General features: G+C 64.6%; 15 protein-coding genes. 7 read left to right on the forward strand and 8 right to left on the reverse strand.

What is annotated here, in order from left to right:
* Positions 1-3: 3 nt before the first annotated feature.
* The 8 genes from AC1DX6_RS20390 to AC1DX6_RS20425 all read right to left on the reverse strand — a co-directional run bounded on the left by AC1DX6_RS20390 (position 4) and on the right by AC1DX6_RS20425 (position 8,627).
* Complete coding sequence (locus AC1DX6_RS20390; RefSeq protein WP_477316607.1) at positions 4-1,758, reverse strand: FAD-dependent oxidoreductase; 1,755 nt, start codon at positions 1,756-1,758, stop codon at positions 4-6.
* Entirely contained in the window at positions 1,751-2,839 is a 1,089-nt protein-coding gene (locus AC1DX6_RS20395; RefSeq protein ID WP_477316609.1) for a branched-chain amino acid ABC transporter permease, read from the reverse strand. Before AC1DX6_RS20395 ends, AC1DX6_RS20390 begins: the two co-directional genes overlap by 8 nt.
* 5 nt (positions 2,840-2,844) lie before the next feature.
* Positions 2,845-3,711, reverse strand: a complete 867-nt coding sequence (locus AC1DX6_RS20400) for a branched-chain amino acid ABC transporter permease (RefSeq protein WP_477316611.1) — start codon at positions 3,709-3,711, stop codon at positions 2,845-2,847.
* 242 nt (positions 3,712-3,953) lie between these two features.
* Complete coding sequence (locus AC1DX6_RS20405) at positions 3,954-4,655, reverse strand: ABC transporter ATP-binding protein (protein ID WP_477316613.1); 702 nt, start codon at positions 4,653-4,655, stop codon at positions 3,954-3,956.
* Positions 4,655-5,374: an ABC transporter ATP-binding protein gene (locus tag AC1DX6_RS20410; protein WP_477316615.1), complete on the reverse strand. Its 720-nt coding sequence runs from the start codon at positions 5,372-5,374 to the stop codon at positions 4,655-4,657. The genes AC1DX6_RS20405 and AC1DX6_RS20410 overlap by 1 nt, the downstream gene beginning before the upstream one ends.
* A 2-nt stretch (positions 5,375-5,376) precedes the next feature.
* Complete coding sequence (locus tag AC1DX6_RS20415; protein ID WP_477316617.1) at positions 5,377-6,657, reverse strand: ABC transporter substrate-binding protein; 1,281 nt, start codon at positions 6,655-6,657, stop codon at positions 5,377-5,379.
* Positions 6,658-6,696: 39 nt separating this feature from the next.
* Positions 6,697-7,755: a maleylacetate reductase gene (locus AC1DX6_RS20420; protein ID WP_477316619.1), complete on the reverse strand. Its 1,059-nt coding sequence runs from the start codon at positions 7,753-7,755 to the stop codon at positions 6,697-6,699.
* Positions 7,752-8,627, reverse strand: a complete 876-nt coding sequence (locus tag AC1DX6_RS20425; protein WP_477316621.1) for a dioxygenase family protein — start codon at positions 8,625-8,627, stop codon at positions 7,752-7,754. Before AC1DX6_RS20425 ends, AC1DX6_RS20420 begins: the two co-directional genes overlap by 4 nt.
* Before the next feature lie 93 nt (positions 8,628-8,720).
* Here AC1DX6_RS20425 and AC1DX6_RS20430 point away from each other — a divergent pair, with 93 nt between their 5' ends.
* The 7 genes from AC1DX6_RS20430 to AC1DX6_RS20460 all read left to right on the forward strand — a co-directional run bounded on the left by AC1DX6_RS20430 (position 8,721) and on the right by AC1DX6_RS20460 (position 16,817).
* A complete protein-coding gene (locus AC1DX6_RS20430) occupies positions 8,721-9,671 on the forward strand; it encodes a LysR family transcriptional regulator (RefSeq protein ID WP_477316623.1) in 951 nt (316 codons plus the stop codon).
* A gap of 197 nt (positions 9,672-9,868) precedes the next feature.
* Positions 9,869-10,753 carry a cupin domain-containing protein gene (locus AC1DX6_RS20435; protein ID WP_477316625.1) on the forward strand — a complete coding sequence of 295 codons (885 nt, stop codon included), beginning with the start codon at positions 9,869-9,871 and terminating at the stop codon, positions 10,751-10,753.
* Between the two features lie 264 nt (positions 10,754-11,017).
* Positions 11,018-12,082, forward strand: coding sequence for an ABC transporter substrate-binding protein (locus AC1DX6_RS20440; protein WP_477316627.1), 1,065 nt, complete (start codon positions 11,018-11,020; stop codon positions 12,080-12,082).
* 153 nt (positions 12,083-12,235) lie between these two features.
* Positions 12,236-13,069, forward strand: a complete 834-nt coding sequence (locus AC1DX6_RS20445) for an ATP-binding cassette domain-containing protein (protein WP_477316629.1) — start codon at positions 12,236-12,238, stop codon at positions 13,067-13,069.
* On the forward strand, positions 13,066-14,325 hold the full coding sequence (locus AC1DX6_RS20450; RefSeq protein WP_477316631.1) for a sugar ABC transporter permease: 1,260 nt from the start codon (positions 13,066-13,068) through the stop codon (positions 14,323-14,325). Before AC1DX6_RS20445 ends, AC1DX6_RS20450 begins: the two co-directional genes overlap by 4 nt.
* Positions 14,326-14,347: 22 nt before the next feature.
* Positions 14,348-15,076, forward strand: coding sequence for an SDR family oxidoreductase (locus AC1DX6_RS20455; RefSeq protein ID WP_477316633.1), 729 nt, complete (start codon positions 14,348-14,350; stop codon positions 15,074-15,076).
* Between the two features lie 130 nt (positions 15,077-15,206).
* Positions 15,207-16,817 (forward strand): FGGY-family carbohydrate kinase, encoded by a 1,611-nt coding sequence (locus tag AC1DX6_RS20460; protein ID WP_477316635.1) that lies wholly within the window; start codon positions 15,207-15,209, stop codon positions 16,815-16,817.
* The last annotated feature ends 12 nt before the right edge of the window (positions 16,818-16,829 follow it).

A 16,829-nucleotide genomic window follows, 5' to 3' on the forward strand; every position in this document is an offset into this window, starting at 1 on the left:
CTCTCACCTGTCCAGGATTGACGTCAGGGCTTTGCGCAGGTCCGCCGTAGGATCGCTGCGGATGGCGTCCTTGCGCCAGCCGACATGCTGGTCCGGGCGCACCAGCAGCACGCCGCTGTCGCGCACCTCGCGGGCGCGCGCCCAGTCGCCGGAAAAGTCCTGCCAGTTTTGGCGCGGGCCGATCAAATGGCCCGCGATGTCGATACCGAGCTCCTTGCCAATCGCCTTGGCCGCGTCGAGCCAGCCTTGGCCGCCAATGCCGGTCAGCACGGTGAACTTGCCGTGGCCGGTCAGGTCGAGGGTGGAGACCTTGTCGCCCTTGTCGGAATGCACCCAGACATGCGGCAGCCGCGCGCCCGGCCATGAGGTCGGCTGATAGTGTAATTCGGCGTCCTTCTCGAAGGCCGGCTCCTTCTGGCCGTCGGCGACGATGGCGTTCGAGATATAGCGCTGGTTCATCTCGACGCCATGCGCATCGAATTCATAGACCTTGGAGGCGATGGTCTCGCGGATCTTGGCGCGCTGTGCTTCGGCCGCAGGTGTGTCGTCGCAACGCGCATCCATGTTCGACTGCATCTTCACCGGGTCGATGGAATCGAGCAGGCCGAGCGCCTTGAAGATCGGCCCAAACTCTTCGATCGACTTGTTGGCGCGGGTGACGATCTGCTTAGCCACCGGTGCACGCTCCTGCGAATAGCTTTCGAGCAGTTTTTCGCCCGCCTTGCCCTTGAGCACATAGGCAAGCTTCCAGGCGAGATTGAAGCCGTCCTGGATCGAGGTGTTGGAGCCGAGACCATTCGACGGCGGATGGCGATGGATGGCATCGCCCATGCAGAACACGCGGCCTTTGGAGGTCTGCGTGGCGTACATGTTGTTGACCGTCCAGGTCGACACCGACTGGATGTCGATATCGAGCTCGGGATCGCCGACCAGATCGCGCGCCACCTTTCTGGCGAAGGCGTCGTCGACCTTGGGCGCCGGCTGGTTGATGTCGTAACCCCAGACGATCAGCCATTCGTTCCACGGCCGGATCATGCGCACCAGGCCCATGCCGATGCCGCCGACATCGGCGCCCGGCTGCACCACCCAGTAGAGCACCGACGGACGATGGGCGACGTATTTGGACAGGTCCGCCTTGAACAGGATGTTCATCGAGCCGCCGACACCCATCTTGCCTTCGAAGGGCAGGCCGGCATGTTCGGCAACCAGCGAATTGCCGCCATCGGCGCCGACCAGATATTTTGAGCGGATGGTGACGTCCTTGCCGGTCAGCCGGTCGCGGCAGGTGGTGGTGACGCCATCGGCGTCCTGGACATGCGAGACGTACTCCATCGACATGCGCGATTGAGTGCCGCGCGAACACGCCGTCTTGAACAGCAGCGGCTCCATGAAGGTCTGCGGCAGATCGTTCATATGCGAGGGTGAGGACAAGAGATGCTCGGCGCGGCTGAGCGGGTGCTTGCCCCAGCTGCGCATGCGGCCGATTTCCTCGCCGGCCAGCGAGGTGCAGAACACGTTCTCGCCCATCAGATCCTGCTCGGTGGCGTGCATATAGGCTTCGGCCTCGACCTCCTGGCCGAGGTCGCGCAGCACCTCCATGGTGCGCTGATTGGTGATGTGCGCGCGCGGCGTCGCGGCCAGCCAGCGATAGCGGTTGATGACCATGTTCTCGACGCCATAGGTCGAAAGCAGCGCTGCTGTCGCCGAGCCCGCAGGCCCGGTACCGATGGTCAGCACGTCGGTGGAAATGTCAGCCATGCGGCTCTCCCTTTTTGGCTAATGGTAGGGGCCCGCCGGTCAATCGGCGGCGAACCGGAAAAAGCTGGATGCCGCTGCGCTCGGCAAACAGGCCCCAGAGGCCGCGCGGCGCAAACAGCATGATGACGATGCCGATCAGTCCGAGGATCAGCAGATACCAGGAACCGTAATCGGCAAGCAGGTTTTGCAGGATGTAAAAGACGATGACGCCGACGATCGGTCCCTCGATGGTGCCGATGCCGCCGATGACGACGATGAAAATGACGTAAGCGGTCCAGTCGACGACGGAGAAGGCGGCGTCTGGCGAGATGCGCGCCTTCTGCACATAGATCAGCGCTCCGGCAAGCCCGGTGCCGAAGGCGGCGGCCAAATAGACCAGCGTCTTCATGCGGCGTGCGTCGACACCGACCGAGCGCGCTGCCTCCTGATTGTCGCGCACGGCGGCGAGCCCCAGTCCCTGTTTCGAGCGCAGCAGCCGGTAGACGAGGCCGATCGTGGCAATGGCAAGGAGCAGCGCCAGCCAGTAGGTCAGGATGTCGCCGGCTTCAGACGACTTGACGCCGAACAGCTCGCCGACCAGCTTCAGCGCCGGCATGTCGCGGGTGGCCTCGCGCGGCAAAGAGGTGCCAGTGCCGCCGCCCAGCATCTTCCACTGCGCCAGCCCCAGCCGCACCACTTCGGCGATGACCCAGCTGCCGATGGCGAAATAGGCGCCTTGGAGACGGAACAGGAAGAAGGCGGTGGGGAGGGCGAGCAAGGCGCTGGCGACGCCGGCGAGTAGGATCGCGGCCAGCGGGTCGAGCCCCCCGAGGATGACCAGCGCGAACATGGCGTAGGCGCCGAAGCCGACAAAGGCCTGCTGTCCCACCGAGACCAGCCCGGCATAGCCGGCGAGCAGGTTCCAGTTCTGCGCCAGCACCAGCATGGTCAGGATGAAGAACAGGTCCTGCAGCACGCTGCGCGAGGCGAACAGTGGCGCGGCGAAGGCGAAGAGGATGACCAACGCGGCGACAATGGCGAATGTCGCCGACGCCCTGGTTCGCGTTTCGACTTTCCAGCCTGTGAGGGAGGCGTCGGTCATCGCGCTCAATCCACGGCCCGAGGAAACAGGCCGCGCGGCTTCACCAGCAGCACTGCCAGAAACGCCAGATGTCCGGCGAGGATCTGCCATTCCGGGTTGATCGCCGCACCAAAGGTCTGCGCGACACCGATGACGATGCCGCCGAACAGCGTTCCCCACAGCGAGCCGAGGCCGCCGATGATGACCGCTTCGAAGGCATAGATCAGTCGCGCCGGGCCGATGGTCGGATCGAAATTGGCGCGTGTGCCGAGATAGAGCGCGGCGATCGTCACCACCACCATGGCGATGCCGGTGGCTGTGGCAAAAATGCGCTTCGGCTGGATGCCCATCAGCCCGGCGGTGACCGGATCGTCCGAAGTGGCGCGAAAGGCGCGGCCAAGCGCGGTGCGGTAGAACAGCTGGTTGAGACCTACGATCACTCCGATGGCGGAGGCGAGCGTAAATAGCGGCATGACACCGACATTGATCGGCCCGAGCGCCACCGAGGCGGAGTCCAGTCCGCCTACCGGGATGCGCCGGCTGTCGGCGGAAAAACCTTCGAGCAGCCCGTTCTGGATGACGATCGACAGGCCGAAGGTGACCAGCAGCGGCGGCAAGATGTCGGCGCCGAGCGTGCGGTTGAGCAGATAGAACTGCAGCGCCCAGCCGATGGCGAACATCACAGGCATCGCCACAAGGGCTGCCACGAACGGATTGAGCCCGAGCGCCGAAACCAGCACCAGGATCAGGAAGGCGGCAAGCACGATAAGGTCGCCATGCGCCAGGTTGACCAGCCGCATGATACCGAAGACAAGGCTGAGGCCCGCCGCGAACAGCGCATAGAGCCCGCCGAGCAGGATGCCCTGGATGATGGTGTCGAGGGCGCTGGTCATGGCGTTTGACTCGATCGCCGATTGGCAAAGCCGAGTTCCTTCGCGCCCCCCTCTGTCCTGCCGGACATCTCCCCCTCAAGGGGGGAGATTGGCAGCTTCGGCCGCCGTGCCTCTCTTTTAACGTTTGGAAATGGCCACGGCCGCAGCGACATCCAATCTCCCCCCTTGAGGGGGAGATGGCCGGCAGGCCAGAGGGGGGTGCCTGGGCGCGGACTATGCAGATGGTTTCCCATTGCCATCCCTCAATGCCCGAAATACGCAGCGTGAATATCCTCACGCGTCAGCGCCGATGGCGCGCCGGAGAGCGTGATGCGGCCTTCCATCATGCAATAGACGCGGTCACTCACTTTCAGCGCCTGGCCGATGTCCTGCTCGACCATGATGATCGAGGCGCCGGCCGCGCGGATGCTGGGAAAGGCGGCGTAGATATCTCTGATGACCACCGGCGCCAGGCCAAGGCTGATCTCGTCGCACAAAAGCACGCGCGGGTTGGACATCAGCGCCCGGCCAATCGCCACCATCTGCTGTTGGCCGCCGGACAATGCCGTGCCCGGATTGGCGCGCCTCTCCTTCAGGATCGGGAACAATTCATAGACGGTCTGAAGGCTCCAGTGACCGGCAACCGCGCGGCCATAGCGGCCAATCAGCAGGTTCTCCTCGACGCTGAGCGAGGGGAACAGTTTTCGCCCCTCCGGCACCATGGCGATGCCGCGCGCGACGATGTCGGGGGCGGGCAGGGCGCCGATCTTCTCGCCGTCGAACAGCACCGCGTCCGGCTGGTTGGCGAGAATGCCCGCGATCGAGCGCATCAGCGTCGTCTTGCCGGCGCCGTTGGCGCCGATGATGGCGATGGTCTCGCCTTGGTCGAGCGCGATGTCGACGCCGAACAGCGCCTGGAAATCGCCATAGCGCGCAGTGAGGTTTTTGGTCTCGAGCAGCGCCATCAGACTTCGATCCCGAGATAGATTTCCCGGACCTCGCGTGACGCCATGACGGCATCCGGCGCGCCCATGCCGATGATCTTGCCGAAATTGAGCACCAGCAGCCGCTCGACCACCGAGTTCAACGCATGCAGCACATGCTCGATCCAGATGATCGACATGCCGCCTCTGTGAATGGCGCGAATGGTTTCGACCAGCATGCCGCATTCGCCCTCGGTCAGGCCGCCGGCGATCTCGTCGAGCAGCAGCACCCTGGGTTCGGTCGCCAACGCGCGCGCCAGTTCCAGCCGTTTGCGCTGCAACAGGCTTAAAGTCCCGGCGGGATGGTTGGCGCGGTCGATCAGTCCGGTCTCGACCAGGATCTGTGCACAGCGCTCGCCGACCTCGGCTTCGCTCTTACGCGCGCCGAAGGCGCCGGCGACCAGCAGGTTCTCGAACACGGTGAGTTTCTCGAAGGGTTGCGGGATCTGGAAAGAACGGCCGACGCCGGCAAGGCAGCGCTGCATCGGCGGCAGCCTTGTCACGTCGCTTCCGTCGAAGGTGATGGTACCGGCATCGGCCGAAATGTTGCCGGTGATCAGGTTGAACAGCGTCGATTTGCCGGCGCCGTTCGGGCCGATGATGCCCAATGCCTCGCCCTCGCCAAGCTCGAACGAAACCGCGTCGGCGACGGTCAGGGCGCCGAAGCGTTTCGAGACATTGGCGAGCGCGAGGATGGCCATGGCTAGGCGATCGCTTCCATCTTGCCGCCGGTCGGAATGTTCGGCGCGGTCTTGTTGTCGGTGATGACGAGATCGTAGCCGCCGCCGTCCTTCAGCCGCCATTGGCCACCGACCAGCGGCGTCTTGGCGACGTTCTTGGCGGCGAAGGGCGGCAGCTTGGCGCCGTCCCAGGCGATCGGTCCGACCAGCGTGTCGAGCTTGGTCGCCGCGATTGCCGCCGCCACCTTGTCGCCATCACCGGCTTCGCCGGCCCGCTTCATCACATCGACGGCGATCTCGAACAGCGCATGGACAAAGCCGATCGGCTGCGTCCACTGCCGGCCGGTGGCCTTGGTGAAGCCCGCGGCGACCTGCGCCGAACTTTCGCCGGTCAGCGACGACTTGAACGGATGGTTCGGCGTCCACCAGACCTCCGACGACAGATTGTGACCGGACTTGCCAAGCGCCTCGAGCGATTGCGGGAACAGGATCGCCTTGCCGATCGAGGCCACCTTGGGCGTGAAACCCTGCTGCTTGGCCTGGTTCCAGAAGGTGGTGAAGTCGGGCGGGATCATCACGCCGGTGATAATTTCGCACGAGGCGCCCTTGAAGGCGTTGATCTGCGCCGAAAAATCGTCGGTCAGGTTCTGGTAGCGGCCGGTGTCGGTCAGCCCGTAGCCGCCCTTGGCCAGCACCGGCGGGAAGCCGACCGTGCCGTCGCCCCAGGCGTTGCCGTCGCCATCATTGGGAAACAGCCCGCCGACCTTCTTGTTGGTCTCGACCTGCGCCCACATGTTGGTGAAGACGGCGATGACGTCTTCCAGCCCCCAGAAGAAATGGTAGGCATAGTTGAACGGCTTCCATGAGGCCGGGTCGCCGGGATTGCCTTGCTGGCCGATGAACCAGGGCTGCCAGGGCGCCACCGTCGACAGGCAAGGAACTTCTTCGGCCTCGCACGTGGTGGCGACCGGGTTGGTGGTCTCCGGCGTCGAGGCGACAAGCATCAGATTGACCTTGTCGTTGACGATCAGCTCCTTGGCGACCTCCGCCGCCCGGTTCGGGTTCGACTGGCTGTCCTTGACGACGACCTCGTAGTTGAGGCCGGCAGCCTTGGTGGCGGCGAGAAAGCCGTCGATGATGAACTTGTCGGCCTCGGCGAAGGCTGCCAGCGGGCCGGATTGCGGGCTGACATAGCCGAGCTTGATCGGCGCGTTCTGGGCGATCGCCGGCATGGCCAGCCCCGATGTGCCGGCGAGCACGCTGGTCGCGGCGGTGTTCCTGATGAATTCGCGTCTGGTGATCATTGCTGTTCCTCCCTTTGTTACCTTCAGCTCTGCTCGTCTTCAGTCCTGCGGGCGTCTTCCCTCCCACGCGTCCTGCAACAGGGCGCGGATTGCGGCACGGTCGAAAGGCCGTGGATTCCAGTATGGATTTTGCGTGGCGATCTCGGCGGCGCGGTCGAGATCGGCTTGCTTGAGGCCGAGTTCCCTGAGCGTCAGAGGCGCGCCGATGGCTTTGGCGAAATCATGCAGACCGCCGCCCGCACTGCCGAACATGTCGGCGACCGGCTTCAGCAGCTCGGGCACGGCGGCGGCGTTGAAGCCGATCGTGTGCGGCAGCATCACCGCATGGGTCTCGGCATGCGGCATGTCGAAGGAGCCGCCCAGCGTGTGGCAGATCTTGTGGTGCAATGCCATGCCGACGGTTCCGAGCACCGTGCCACACAGCCAGGCGCCATAGAGCGCTTCGCCGCGCGCTTCGAGATTCTTGGGCTCCTTCACCAGCACGGCAAGCGCTGCCTTCAGGGCGCGCAGCCCTTCGCTCGCCATCAGCGTCGAGACCGGATTGCGGTCCTGCGCATAGAGCGCCTCGGCCGCATGCGCCATGGCGTTGAGGCCGGAGGTGACGCTCATCGCGACAGGCAATCCGATTGTCAGTTCGGGATCGTAGATCACCACTTCCGGCAGGATTTTTGGGTCACGCAGCGTGGTCTTCACGCCGGCTTCGGTCTGGCCGAGGATCGGCGTCACCTCGGAGCCGGCATAGGTGGTCGGGATGACGATCTGCGGCAGGTCGGTGCGCCAGGCGATCGCCTTGCCGAGGCCGGTGGTCGAGCCGCCGCCGAGCGCGACGACACAGTCTGCGTTGACCTCGCTTGCCTTGGCCATCGCCGCCTCGGTAACCTCGACCGGCGTGTGCATGGCCGCACCGGAAAAAGTGCCGGCCGCCAAGGACCCCAGTTTTTTCGCCAGCGCCTCGCCATCGGCCGCCTGGTGCGGTGTCGACAGCACCAGCGCGCGTTTGCAGCCGAGTTTTTCGACCGAACTTGCGACATCGGCCGAGGCACCATTGCCGAAGACGATATGCGCCGGGCTGCCGGAATAGGTGAACGAACGTGTCATGCTGCCCGGCTCCCCTTGCGCGCCATCACCATGACGAAGCCGAAGTCGAGCGACCAGCTGTCGCGGCCTTGCCCCGTGACGCGGTTGAAGTCGCCGACCAGTTCCGGCTTGACGCCGAACAGCGCATCCTCGTCGAGGCGCGGGTCGCCGCGCTCGAACACTTGCGTCGTCAGCGTCTCGAAATTGTCGGCGCGGATGAGAAAATGCAGATGCGCCGGCCGGCTGAGCGGATAGCCGATGCGGCCGAGCAATTGCCCGACCGGCCCGTCATCCGGCACGCTGTAGCCGGCGGGTTTGACCGTGCGGTAGTGAAAGCGGCCGTCCTTGTCGGTGGAGAAGACACCGCGCAGATTGAATTCCGGCTGCAAGTCCGGCTGCTGGTTTTCGTAAAACCCTTGCGAATTCGCCTGCCAGGTCTCGACCGTCGCGCCTGCAATCGGCATGCCGTCGAGATCGGCGACGCGCCCGGAGACGGTCAGCGGCGCACCGACTCCATCGAGGCAAATGTCGGCGCCCAGCGGCAGCCGTGGCGCGTCGCCGCGATAGAATGGGCCGCGCCCGGTGTTGGGCGTCGCGCCCCTTGGGCGCCGCGAGTTGATCTCCTCGACCAGCGCGGTGACACCGAGCAGGTCGGAAAGCAGAACCCATTCCTGCCGCTTCTCGTCGCTGGCATGGCCGATTTCGGTAAGGAAGGCGATGGCCTGCCGCCAGTCGGCGGCGGTGGGGCGGGTTTCGCGGACGATCTGGTGGAGATGATCGACAACGCTGGCCAGGAATTGCGGCAACGGCCCGGCCGTGGCCTTCAGCAGGCGCTGGGCGACGAGTTCGGACGAGTTGGCCTCGTTGAACGATGATGGGCCGGCCTGCGACATGGTCCTCCCCAGGTTTCACTTCGCGAAGGGGACATTAACGCAGGCCGTGCATGAAGATGATGATTTCTCCTCGGATTAATATATCATATCGTTATGAAACTCGACGAACGGCATCTGGTTCAGCTCGCGGCCGTGGTCCAGGCCGGCGGCGTCACCGAAGGCGCGGCCCTAATTGGTCTGTCGCAGCCGGCGGTGTCGCGCACTTTGTCAATGCTGGAGAAGCGGCTTGGCGAGCCGCTGTTCCTCAAAGGGCGCCGGCCGCTGCAGCCGACGCCGCTCGGCCGCGCGCTCGCCGATCATGGCCAGGTGATGCTGGCGGCTTCGCGCAAGGCGTCCGACATCGTCGCCAATTTCAGTCAGGGCCGCTCGGGCGTGGTGCGGGTCGGCGGCACGCCGTTCTTTATGGATGCGCTGATCTCCGGCATGATCGCCGATTTCCAGAACGCCTATCCCGATGTCCGCGTCGACCAGAGCTATGGTTATCTCTCCGACCTACGCGCCGCCATCAATGCCGACCGCATCGACCTTGCCGTCTGCCCGATCGACATTCTGGAGGAGGGGTCGGGCATGGAGTTCCGCGAAATCCTGCCCGGACGCAATGTCGTCGCTTGCCGTGCTACGCATCCGCTGCTGCTGCGCCGCAAGTTGAAAACCGGCGATCTGCTCGACTACCCCTGGATCGCGCCGCCGCCCGGCAGCCCGCTGCTGGAAGACCTGCGCAGCCTTTTGTTGTCGCTCGGCGCAACCGAGATAAAAATCCGCTACTCCGGCGGATCGCTGACCAGCGCCATCAACTACATGAAGGAAACCGACGCGCTGACCGTGCTGCCGCACAGTGTCGTCTTTGCCTTTCGCAGGGACAAGTCGATCACGGCGCTGCCGGTAGCCATCCCGCATCCCGAGCGCGCGCTCGGCCTGCTCAGGCGCGCCGACACGCCGCGCGCACCGGCCGTCGATGCCTTCGCCAGGCACATCCGCCAGAGCTTCGACAATTTGAAACACCTGATAAAACGCCACGAGCAGGCGGTCGTCTGGGGCGCTTGATCTCTCCCGCATACTCGCAAACGCGTCGCCTCGACCGTAAAAATGTCAAAAAAGTATCAGTCACATGGACAGACCGTGGTGGCGGCTGCAACAATTGCCGCCTAAGCTTTGATCACTGCGGAGAGCGGCATACGCGGCCTGCGGGACAAGGCACTGCAACTGGTCGCACGACCGGACCGGCGCCGGGAGGAACGAAGATGAATCCGGACTTGGAAGTTGTCCAGATCAGACGAGGCGAGTCGTTCAAGGCCTGGGCCCACGGCTACCCCTTTCACACCGTGCGCTGGCACTTCCATCCCGAATACGAAATCCATCACGTCGTCGCCACCACAGGCCGCTATTTCGTCGGCGACTTCATCGGCGAATTCGAGCCCGGCAACCTCGTGCTCACTGGCCCGAACCTGCCGCACAATTGGGTGAGCGACGTGCCGGCCGGCGTTTGCGTGCCGCTGCGTGGCCGCGTCGTCCAGTTCTCGCAAGAATTCATCGCCGACGCCACCACAGCACTTCCCGAGCTCGCCGGCTGCACCGGCATTCTGGAACTCAGCCGCCGCGGCGCGCTGTTTTCGGCTGCCACGGCAGAACTTGCCGGGCCGGTGCTGGCGGAACTGGTGGAGGCACAAGGCGTGCGCCGCATCGCGCTGTTCATGGAACTCATCGATATTCTGAGCCGCGCCGCCGATGTGCGGACGCTTACCAGCGCCAGCTACCTGCCTGACCCCTCCGGCTTCATGTCGGCCGGCGTCAACAAGGCGCTTGCCTACATCAACGCGCATCTGACCGAGCCGTTCAGCGAAAGCGACCTTGCCGCCATTGCCGGCCGCAGCCCCAGCGCGTTTTCGCGCAGCTTCCGCCGCCACACCGGCATGGCGCTGGTCCAGTACGTCAACCGGCTGCGCATCAATCTCGCCTGCCAGCTCTTGATGAGCGAGGACCAGATGTCGATCACCGAGATCTGCTACGCCGCCGGCTACAACAACATCTCGAATTTCAACCGCCAGTTCCTGGCGCAGAAGGCGATGTCGCCTTCGCGCTTTCGGGCCTTGCTGGCGGAAAACATAAGCGCGGAGATTGCCGCCTAACAGGGAGGACCGGGAGGAGCCTGAACATTAGCAGAAGGAAAGAACGCGGGGCGCGTTGGAGGCGCTCCGTGCTGGAGATCGCTTGTCCTGAAATCCAGCAATATCAAGAGGATAGAACCAGAACAGAGCGATGATCCAGGCGGATCCCGCCGATGTTTCGGGCAAAAAATCCTCTCAACTGTTCGACTTGCAGTCAAGGGCCCGGGCGCTGGAAATGCGCGTCAGGCCCATCGTGAAACCATTCCTTGAAACGGAGACATTCGAATGACCAGATTTGCTTGGAAATCGACCGGTGCAGCAGCACTGGCGCTCTCTCTGCTGAGCGGCACCGCCGCCTTTGCCGCTGAGGTCACCGACGCCACGGTTGCCTTCCTGATGCCCGACCAGGCCTCGACGCGCTACGAGCAGCACGACTATCCCGGCTTCGTCGCCGAGATGAAAAAACTCTGCCCCGGCTGCAAGGTGCTCTACCAGAACGCCGATGCCGACGCCTCGCGCCAGCAGCAGCAGTTCAACTCCGTCATCTCGCAAGGCGCCAAGGCGATCGTGCTCGACCCGGTCGACTCGACCGCCGCAGCCTCGCTGGTCAAGCTGGCGCAGAGCCAGGGCGTCAAGGTCATCGCCTATGACCGGCCGATCCCGACTGCTCCGGCCGATTTCTACGTCTCCTTCAACAATGAAGGCATCGGCAAGGCGATCGCGGATTCGCTGGTCGAGCACCTGAAGGCGCTGAAGGTCGATCCCGCCAGCGGTGGCCTGCTGCAGATCAACGGCTCGCCGACCGACGCGGCCGCCGGCCTGATCAAGAAAGGCATCCACTCCAGCCTCGACAACAGCGGCTATCCGATCCTGGCCGAATTCGACACGCCGGAATGGGCGCCACCGAAGGCACAGCAGTGGGCGAGCGGCCAGATCACCCGCTTCTCGACCAAGATCCTCGGCGTTGTCGCCGCCAATGACGGCACCGGTGGCGGCGCCATCGCCGCCTTCAAGGCAGCCGGCGTCGATCCGGTGCCGCCGGTCACGGGCAATGACGCGACCATAGCGGCACTGCAACTGATCATCGCCGGCGACCAGTACAACACCATCTCCAAGCCGAGCGAGATCGTCGCGGCGGCTGCCGCCAACGTCGCCGTCAAGCTGCTGTCGGGCGAAACGCCGAAAGCCGAAATGACGCTCTACGATACGCCCTCGCAGCTGTTCACGCCGGCGGTGGTGACGCAGGAAAACCTCAAGGCCGAGATCATCGACAAGAAGATCAACATGGCCGCCGAGCTTTGCGTCGACCGTTATGTCGAAGGCTGCAAGAAGCTCGGCATCACCAACTGACAATGCATGTCGCCCAAAAGTGCCCAGCGGTTTTGGGACAACGACATGCATAAAAGGAAGACGTAGAATCCTGATCTGGACTTCCGGCCGTCTTGTGGCAGCCGGAAGTCCACAAGTCACTCTTGACCGGCCCTCCGGAAAGGCTTGCCATCCATGACCGACATTTCTGACGGACCGGTTGCCACAGGCGAGCTGGTGCTCAGCCTGCGCGGCATCTCGAAGAATTTCGGCGCCGTTTCGGCGCTGACCGATATCGATCTCGACGTGCATGCCGGCGAGGTGGTGGCGCTGGTCGGCGACAATGGCGCCGGCAAGTCGACGCTGGTCAAGATCCTCGCCGGCGTCCACCAGCCAAGCTCGGGAACGATCAATTTTCGTGGTCGGCAAGTGACGATGCCCGACCCCAGCGCGGCGCTGACGCTGGGCATCGCCACCGTCTTCCAGGACCTGGCGCTGTGCGAAAACCTCGACGTCGTCGCCAACATTTTTCTCGGCAAGGAGCTCAATCCGCTGCGGCTGGACGAGGTGGCGATGGAAATCCGCGCCTGGACGCTGCTCAACGAATTGTCGGCACGGATTCCGAGCGTGCGCGAAGCGGTCGCCTCGCTGTCCGGCGGCCAGCGCCAGACGGTTGCGATCGCCCGCTCGCTGTTGCTCGAACCGAAACTCATCCTGCTCGACGAGCCGACCGCCGCACTCGGCGTTGCCCAGACGGCGGAGGTGCTGAACCTGATCGACCGGGTGCGCGAGCGCGGCCTCGGCGTTCTGATGATCAGCCACAATATGGAAGACGTGCGCGCCGTCGCCGACCGCATCGTCGTGCTCAGGCTCGGCCGCAACAACGGCGTCTTCGAACCCGACGCCTCGAACCAGGAACTGGTCAGCGCCATCACCGGCGCCTCGAACAATGCGGTGTCGCGCCGTGCCGAGCGACGCAGGCTGGAGCAAAAACCCGGGCAAGAGCACAAGCAGGAGCAGCGGCCATGAGCGCGGAGCCCAAGCACGACACCTCGGCGTCGACGGCGCTCGACCGCAGCGACGTGCGCGTCAAGCACGCGACAGGGGTTGGCGGCACGATCAGCGCCTTCCTCGACCGGGTGCGTTCGGGCGATCTCGGCTCGCTGCCGGTCGTCGTCGGACTTGTGATCATCTGGACGGTGTTCACCACGCTTAATCCGGTGTTCGTCTCCTCGAGCAACCTGGTCAATCTCCTGTTTGACTGCTCGACCGTCGGCGTCATCGCGCTCGGCATCGTCTGCGTGCTGATGGTCGGCGAGATCGACCTGTCGGTCGGCTCGATCAGTGGTTTCGCCTCGGCCCTTGTCGGCACGCTGTGGGTCAACCAGGGCTGGCCGGTGGCGCTCGCCATCCTCGCCGCGGTCGCCTTCGGTGCGCTGATCGGCTCGCTCTATGCGCTGCTGTTCAACCGGCTTGGCATGCCGAGCTTCGTCTCGACGCTGGCCGGCCTGCTCGCGGTGCTTGGGCTGCAGCTCTATATCCTCGGCTCCACCGGTTCGATCAATCTGCCTTACGGCTCGAACCTGGTGAATTTCGGCCAGCTCTTGGTCATGCCCAAATGGGTGTCCTTCGCACTGGCGGCCGTTCCCGGCATCGTCATGCTGATCACTGGCCTGCGCACCGTCAGCCGCCGCCGTGCTGTCAACCTGTCGGCGCCGTCGGCGAGCGGCCTGGTCGTAAAGGTCGCAGCCTTGACCATCGTGCTCGAGCTGATCGTCGCCTATCTCAACCAGGCGCGTGGCATTCCGTGGATGTTCGGCCTGTTCGTTGGCCTGGTCGTGGCGATGAACTATGCGCTGACCCGCACGAAATGGGGTCGCTCGATGACCGCCGTCGGCGGCAACCGCGAGGCGGCGCGCCGCGCCGGCATCAAGGTGCGGCTGATCTATCTCAGCGCCTTTGCGGTGTGCTCGATGTTCGCCGCCCTCGGTGGTGTGCTGTCGGCCGCACGGCTTGCCTCGGCCAGCCAGCAGGCCGGCACCGGCGACGTCAACCTCAACGCCATCGCGGCAGCCGTCATCGGCGGCACCAGCCTGTTCGGCGGCCGCGGCAGCGCCTATTCCGCACTGCTCGGCATCATCGTCATCCAGTCGATCGCCAGCGGGCTGACCTTGCTCGATCTGTCATCGTCGCTTCGCTACATGATCACCGGCGCCGTTCTGGCGATCGCGGTCATCGTCGACTCCTTGGCGCGCCGCTCGCGGGTTTCCCACGGCCGAGCCTGAACCCAGTAACAGGAATAAGAAAATGGCTCAGGATTTGAGTGGAAAAGTCGCGGCAATCACCGGCGCCGCATCGGGCATCGGGCTCGAATGTGCCAGGGCGCTGATCGCCGCCGGCGTACGCGTCGTGCTGGTGGACCGCGCCGAGGACAGGCTGAAGGAGGTCTGCGCCGAGCTCGGTCCCAACGCGCTTCCCGTGGTGGTCGATCTGATGAAGCCTTCCAGCGTCGCGACGATGATGCCGCAGATCCTGGAGAAGGCCGGCCAGCTCGACATCTTCCATGCCAATGCCGGCGCCTATGTCGGCGGCGAAATCCTCGGCGGCGATCCCGATGCCTGGGATCGCATGCTCAACCTCAACATCAATGCGGTGTTCCGCTCCGTGCACGCCGTGCTACCGCACATGGTCGAGCGCAAGACCGGCGACATCATCGTCACCAGTTCGATCGCCGGGCTCGTTCCCGTCGTCTGGGAGCCGATCTACACCGCCTCCAAGCACGCGGTGCAGGCCTTCGTCCATACGGTCCGCCGCCAGGTCGCCAAACATGGCCTGCGCGTCGGCGCCGTGGCGCCGGGACCCGTGGTGACGGCACTGATCAGCGACTGGCCGAAGGAAAAGCTCGACGAGGAACTGGCCGCTGGCGGCCTGATGCAACCCGCCGAAGTCGCCGAAGCCGTGGTGTTCATGCTGACGCGCCCGCGCAACATCACCATTCGGGATCTGGTGATCCTGCCGCAGAGCAATGATTTGTAGGAGCGAATAGGGAGTAGCCAATAGCGAATAGCAAAATTATCGCTCGCTACTCGCTACTCGCTACTCGCTACTCGCTACTCGCTACTCGCTACTCGCTATTCACTACTCGCCAAACCCTCGAGGTTCCCCCATGCCCTCCCACTTCCTCGGCATCGATGTCGGCACCGGCAGCGCCAGGGCAGGGGTGTTCGACGCTGACGGCGCCATGCTGGCGTCGGCGAAGCGCGATATCGCGCTGTTCATCGAGTCGGGCGAAATCGCCGAGCAGTCGAGCGAGGATATCTGGCGCGCGGTCTGCGCCAGCGTGCGCGAAGCCGTGGCGAAGTCCGGGCTTGGTCCGCGCGACATTGCCGGCATCGGCTTCGACGCGACCTGCTCGCTGGTGGTGGTTGGGCAGGGCGGGGCGCCGTTGCCGGCCGGCCGGTCGGGTGACAGCCAGCGCAACATCATCGTCTGGATGGACCATCGCGCGCTCGAGCAGGCGCAGCGCATCAATGCCGGTAAGCATAGCGTGCTCGACTATGTCGGCGGCACCATCTCGCCGGAGATGGAGACGCCAAAACTGCTCTGGCTGAGCGAAAACCTGCCCGAGAGTTTTGCCGCGGCGGACCATTTTTTCGACCTGACCGACTACCTGACCTGGCGCTCGACCGGCAGCCTGGCGCGCTCGATCTGCACGGTCACCTGCAAATGGACCTATCTCGGCCATGAGCGGCGCTGGGACGAGGCGTATTTCCGCGCCATCGGCCTTGGCCAGCTCGCCGACGAAGGCTTTGCCCGGATCGGCACCGAGATCGTCGAGGGTGGCACCGCACTCGCTCAAGGCCTGACCGCGACCGCTGCCAACGAACTCGGCCTGCTGCCTGGTACGCCGGTCGCCGCCGGGCTGATCGACGCCCATGCCGGCGGCGTCGGCACCGTCGGCGGCAAAGGTGATGTCGGTACGCTGCAATCGCGTATGGCCTATGTCTTCGGCACCTCGGCCTGCACCATGGCCAGCACCCGCGAACCGGCCTTCGTGCCGGGCGTCTGGGGCCCGTATTTCTCCTCGATGGTGCCGGGCCTATGGCTCAACGAAGGCGGTCAGTCGGCGGCGGGCGCGGCGATCGATCATCTCATCGCCTTTCACCCAGCCTCGGTCGAAGCGTCTGCAAAGGCCAAGGCGCAAGGCACCAGCCTCGCGGCCTGGCTTGGCCAGCAGGCGGCAACGCAGTCAGCCTCATTGTCCGAGGCGGCGCGTCTGGCGGATGGCCTGCATGTCGTGCCCGAATTCCTCGGCAACCGTTCGCCCTTCGCCGACCCTGAGGCCAAGGCGCTGATCGCCGGTCTCGGCATGGACACTTCCATCGAGAACCTGGTCGCGCTCTACGTCGCCGGCCTGTGCGGGCTCGGCTATGGCGTGCGCCAGATCGTGGCGGCGATGGCCGAAAAAAACATAGCCATCGACACCATCGTCGTCAGCGGTGGCGCCGCGCAAAGCGAACTGGTGCGCCAGCTGTTGGCCGACACCACAGGGCTGACGGTCGCCGGATCGACGTCGCCCGAACCGGTGCTGCTCGGCTCCGCCATGTTGGGCGCGGTGGCAGCGAAAATCTATCCCGACGTGATATCGGCGATGACCGGCATGTCGCGCATCGGCGAGATTTATCGGCCGGCGAATGGCACCCTGAAGGGTTGGCACGACAAGCGCTTCGCCGCCTTCGAATTGCTGCAGCAGGCAGGTCGCGCGATCCGCGGCTGAGCCGATCCGAGG

The organism is Mesorhizobium sp. P2_C4 (assembly GCF_056404575.1).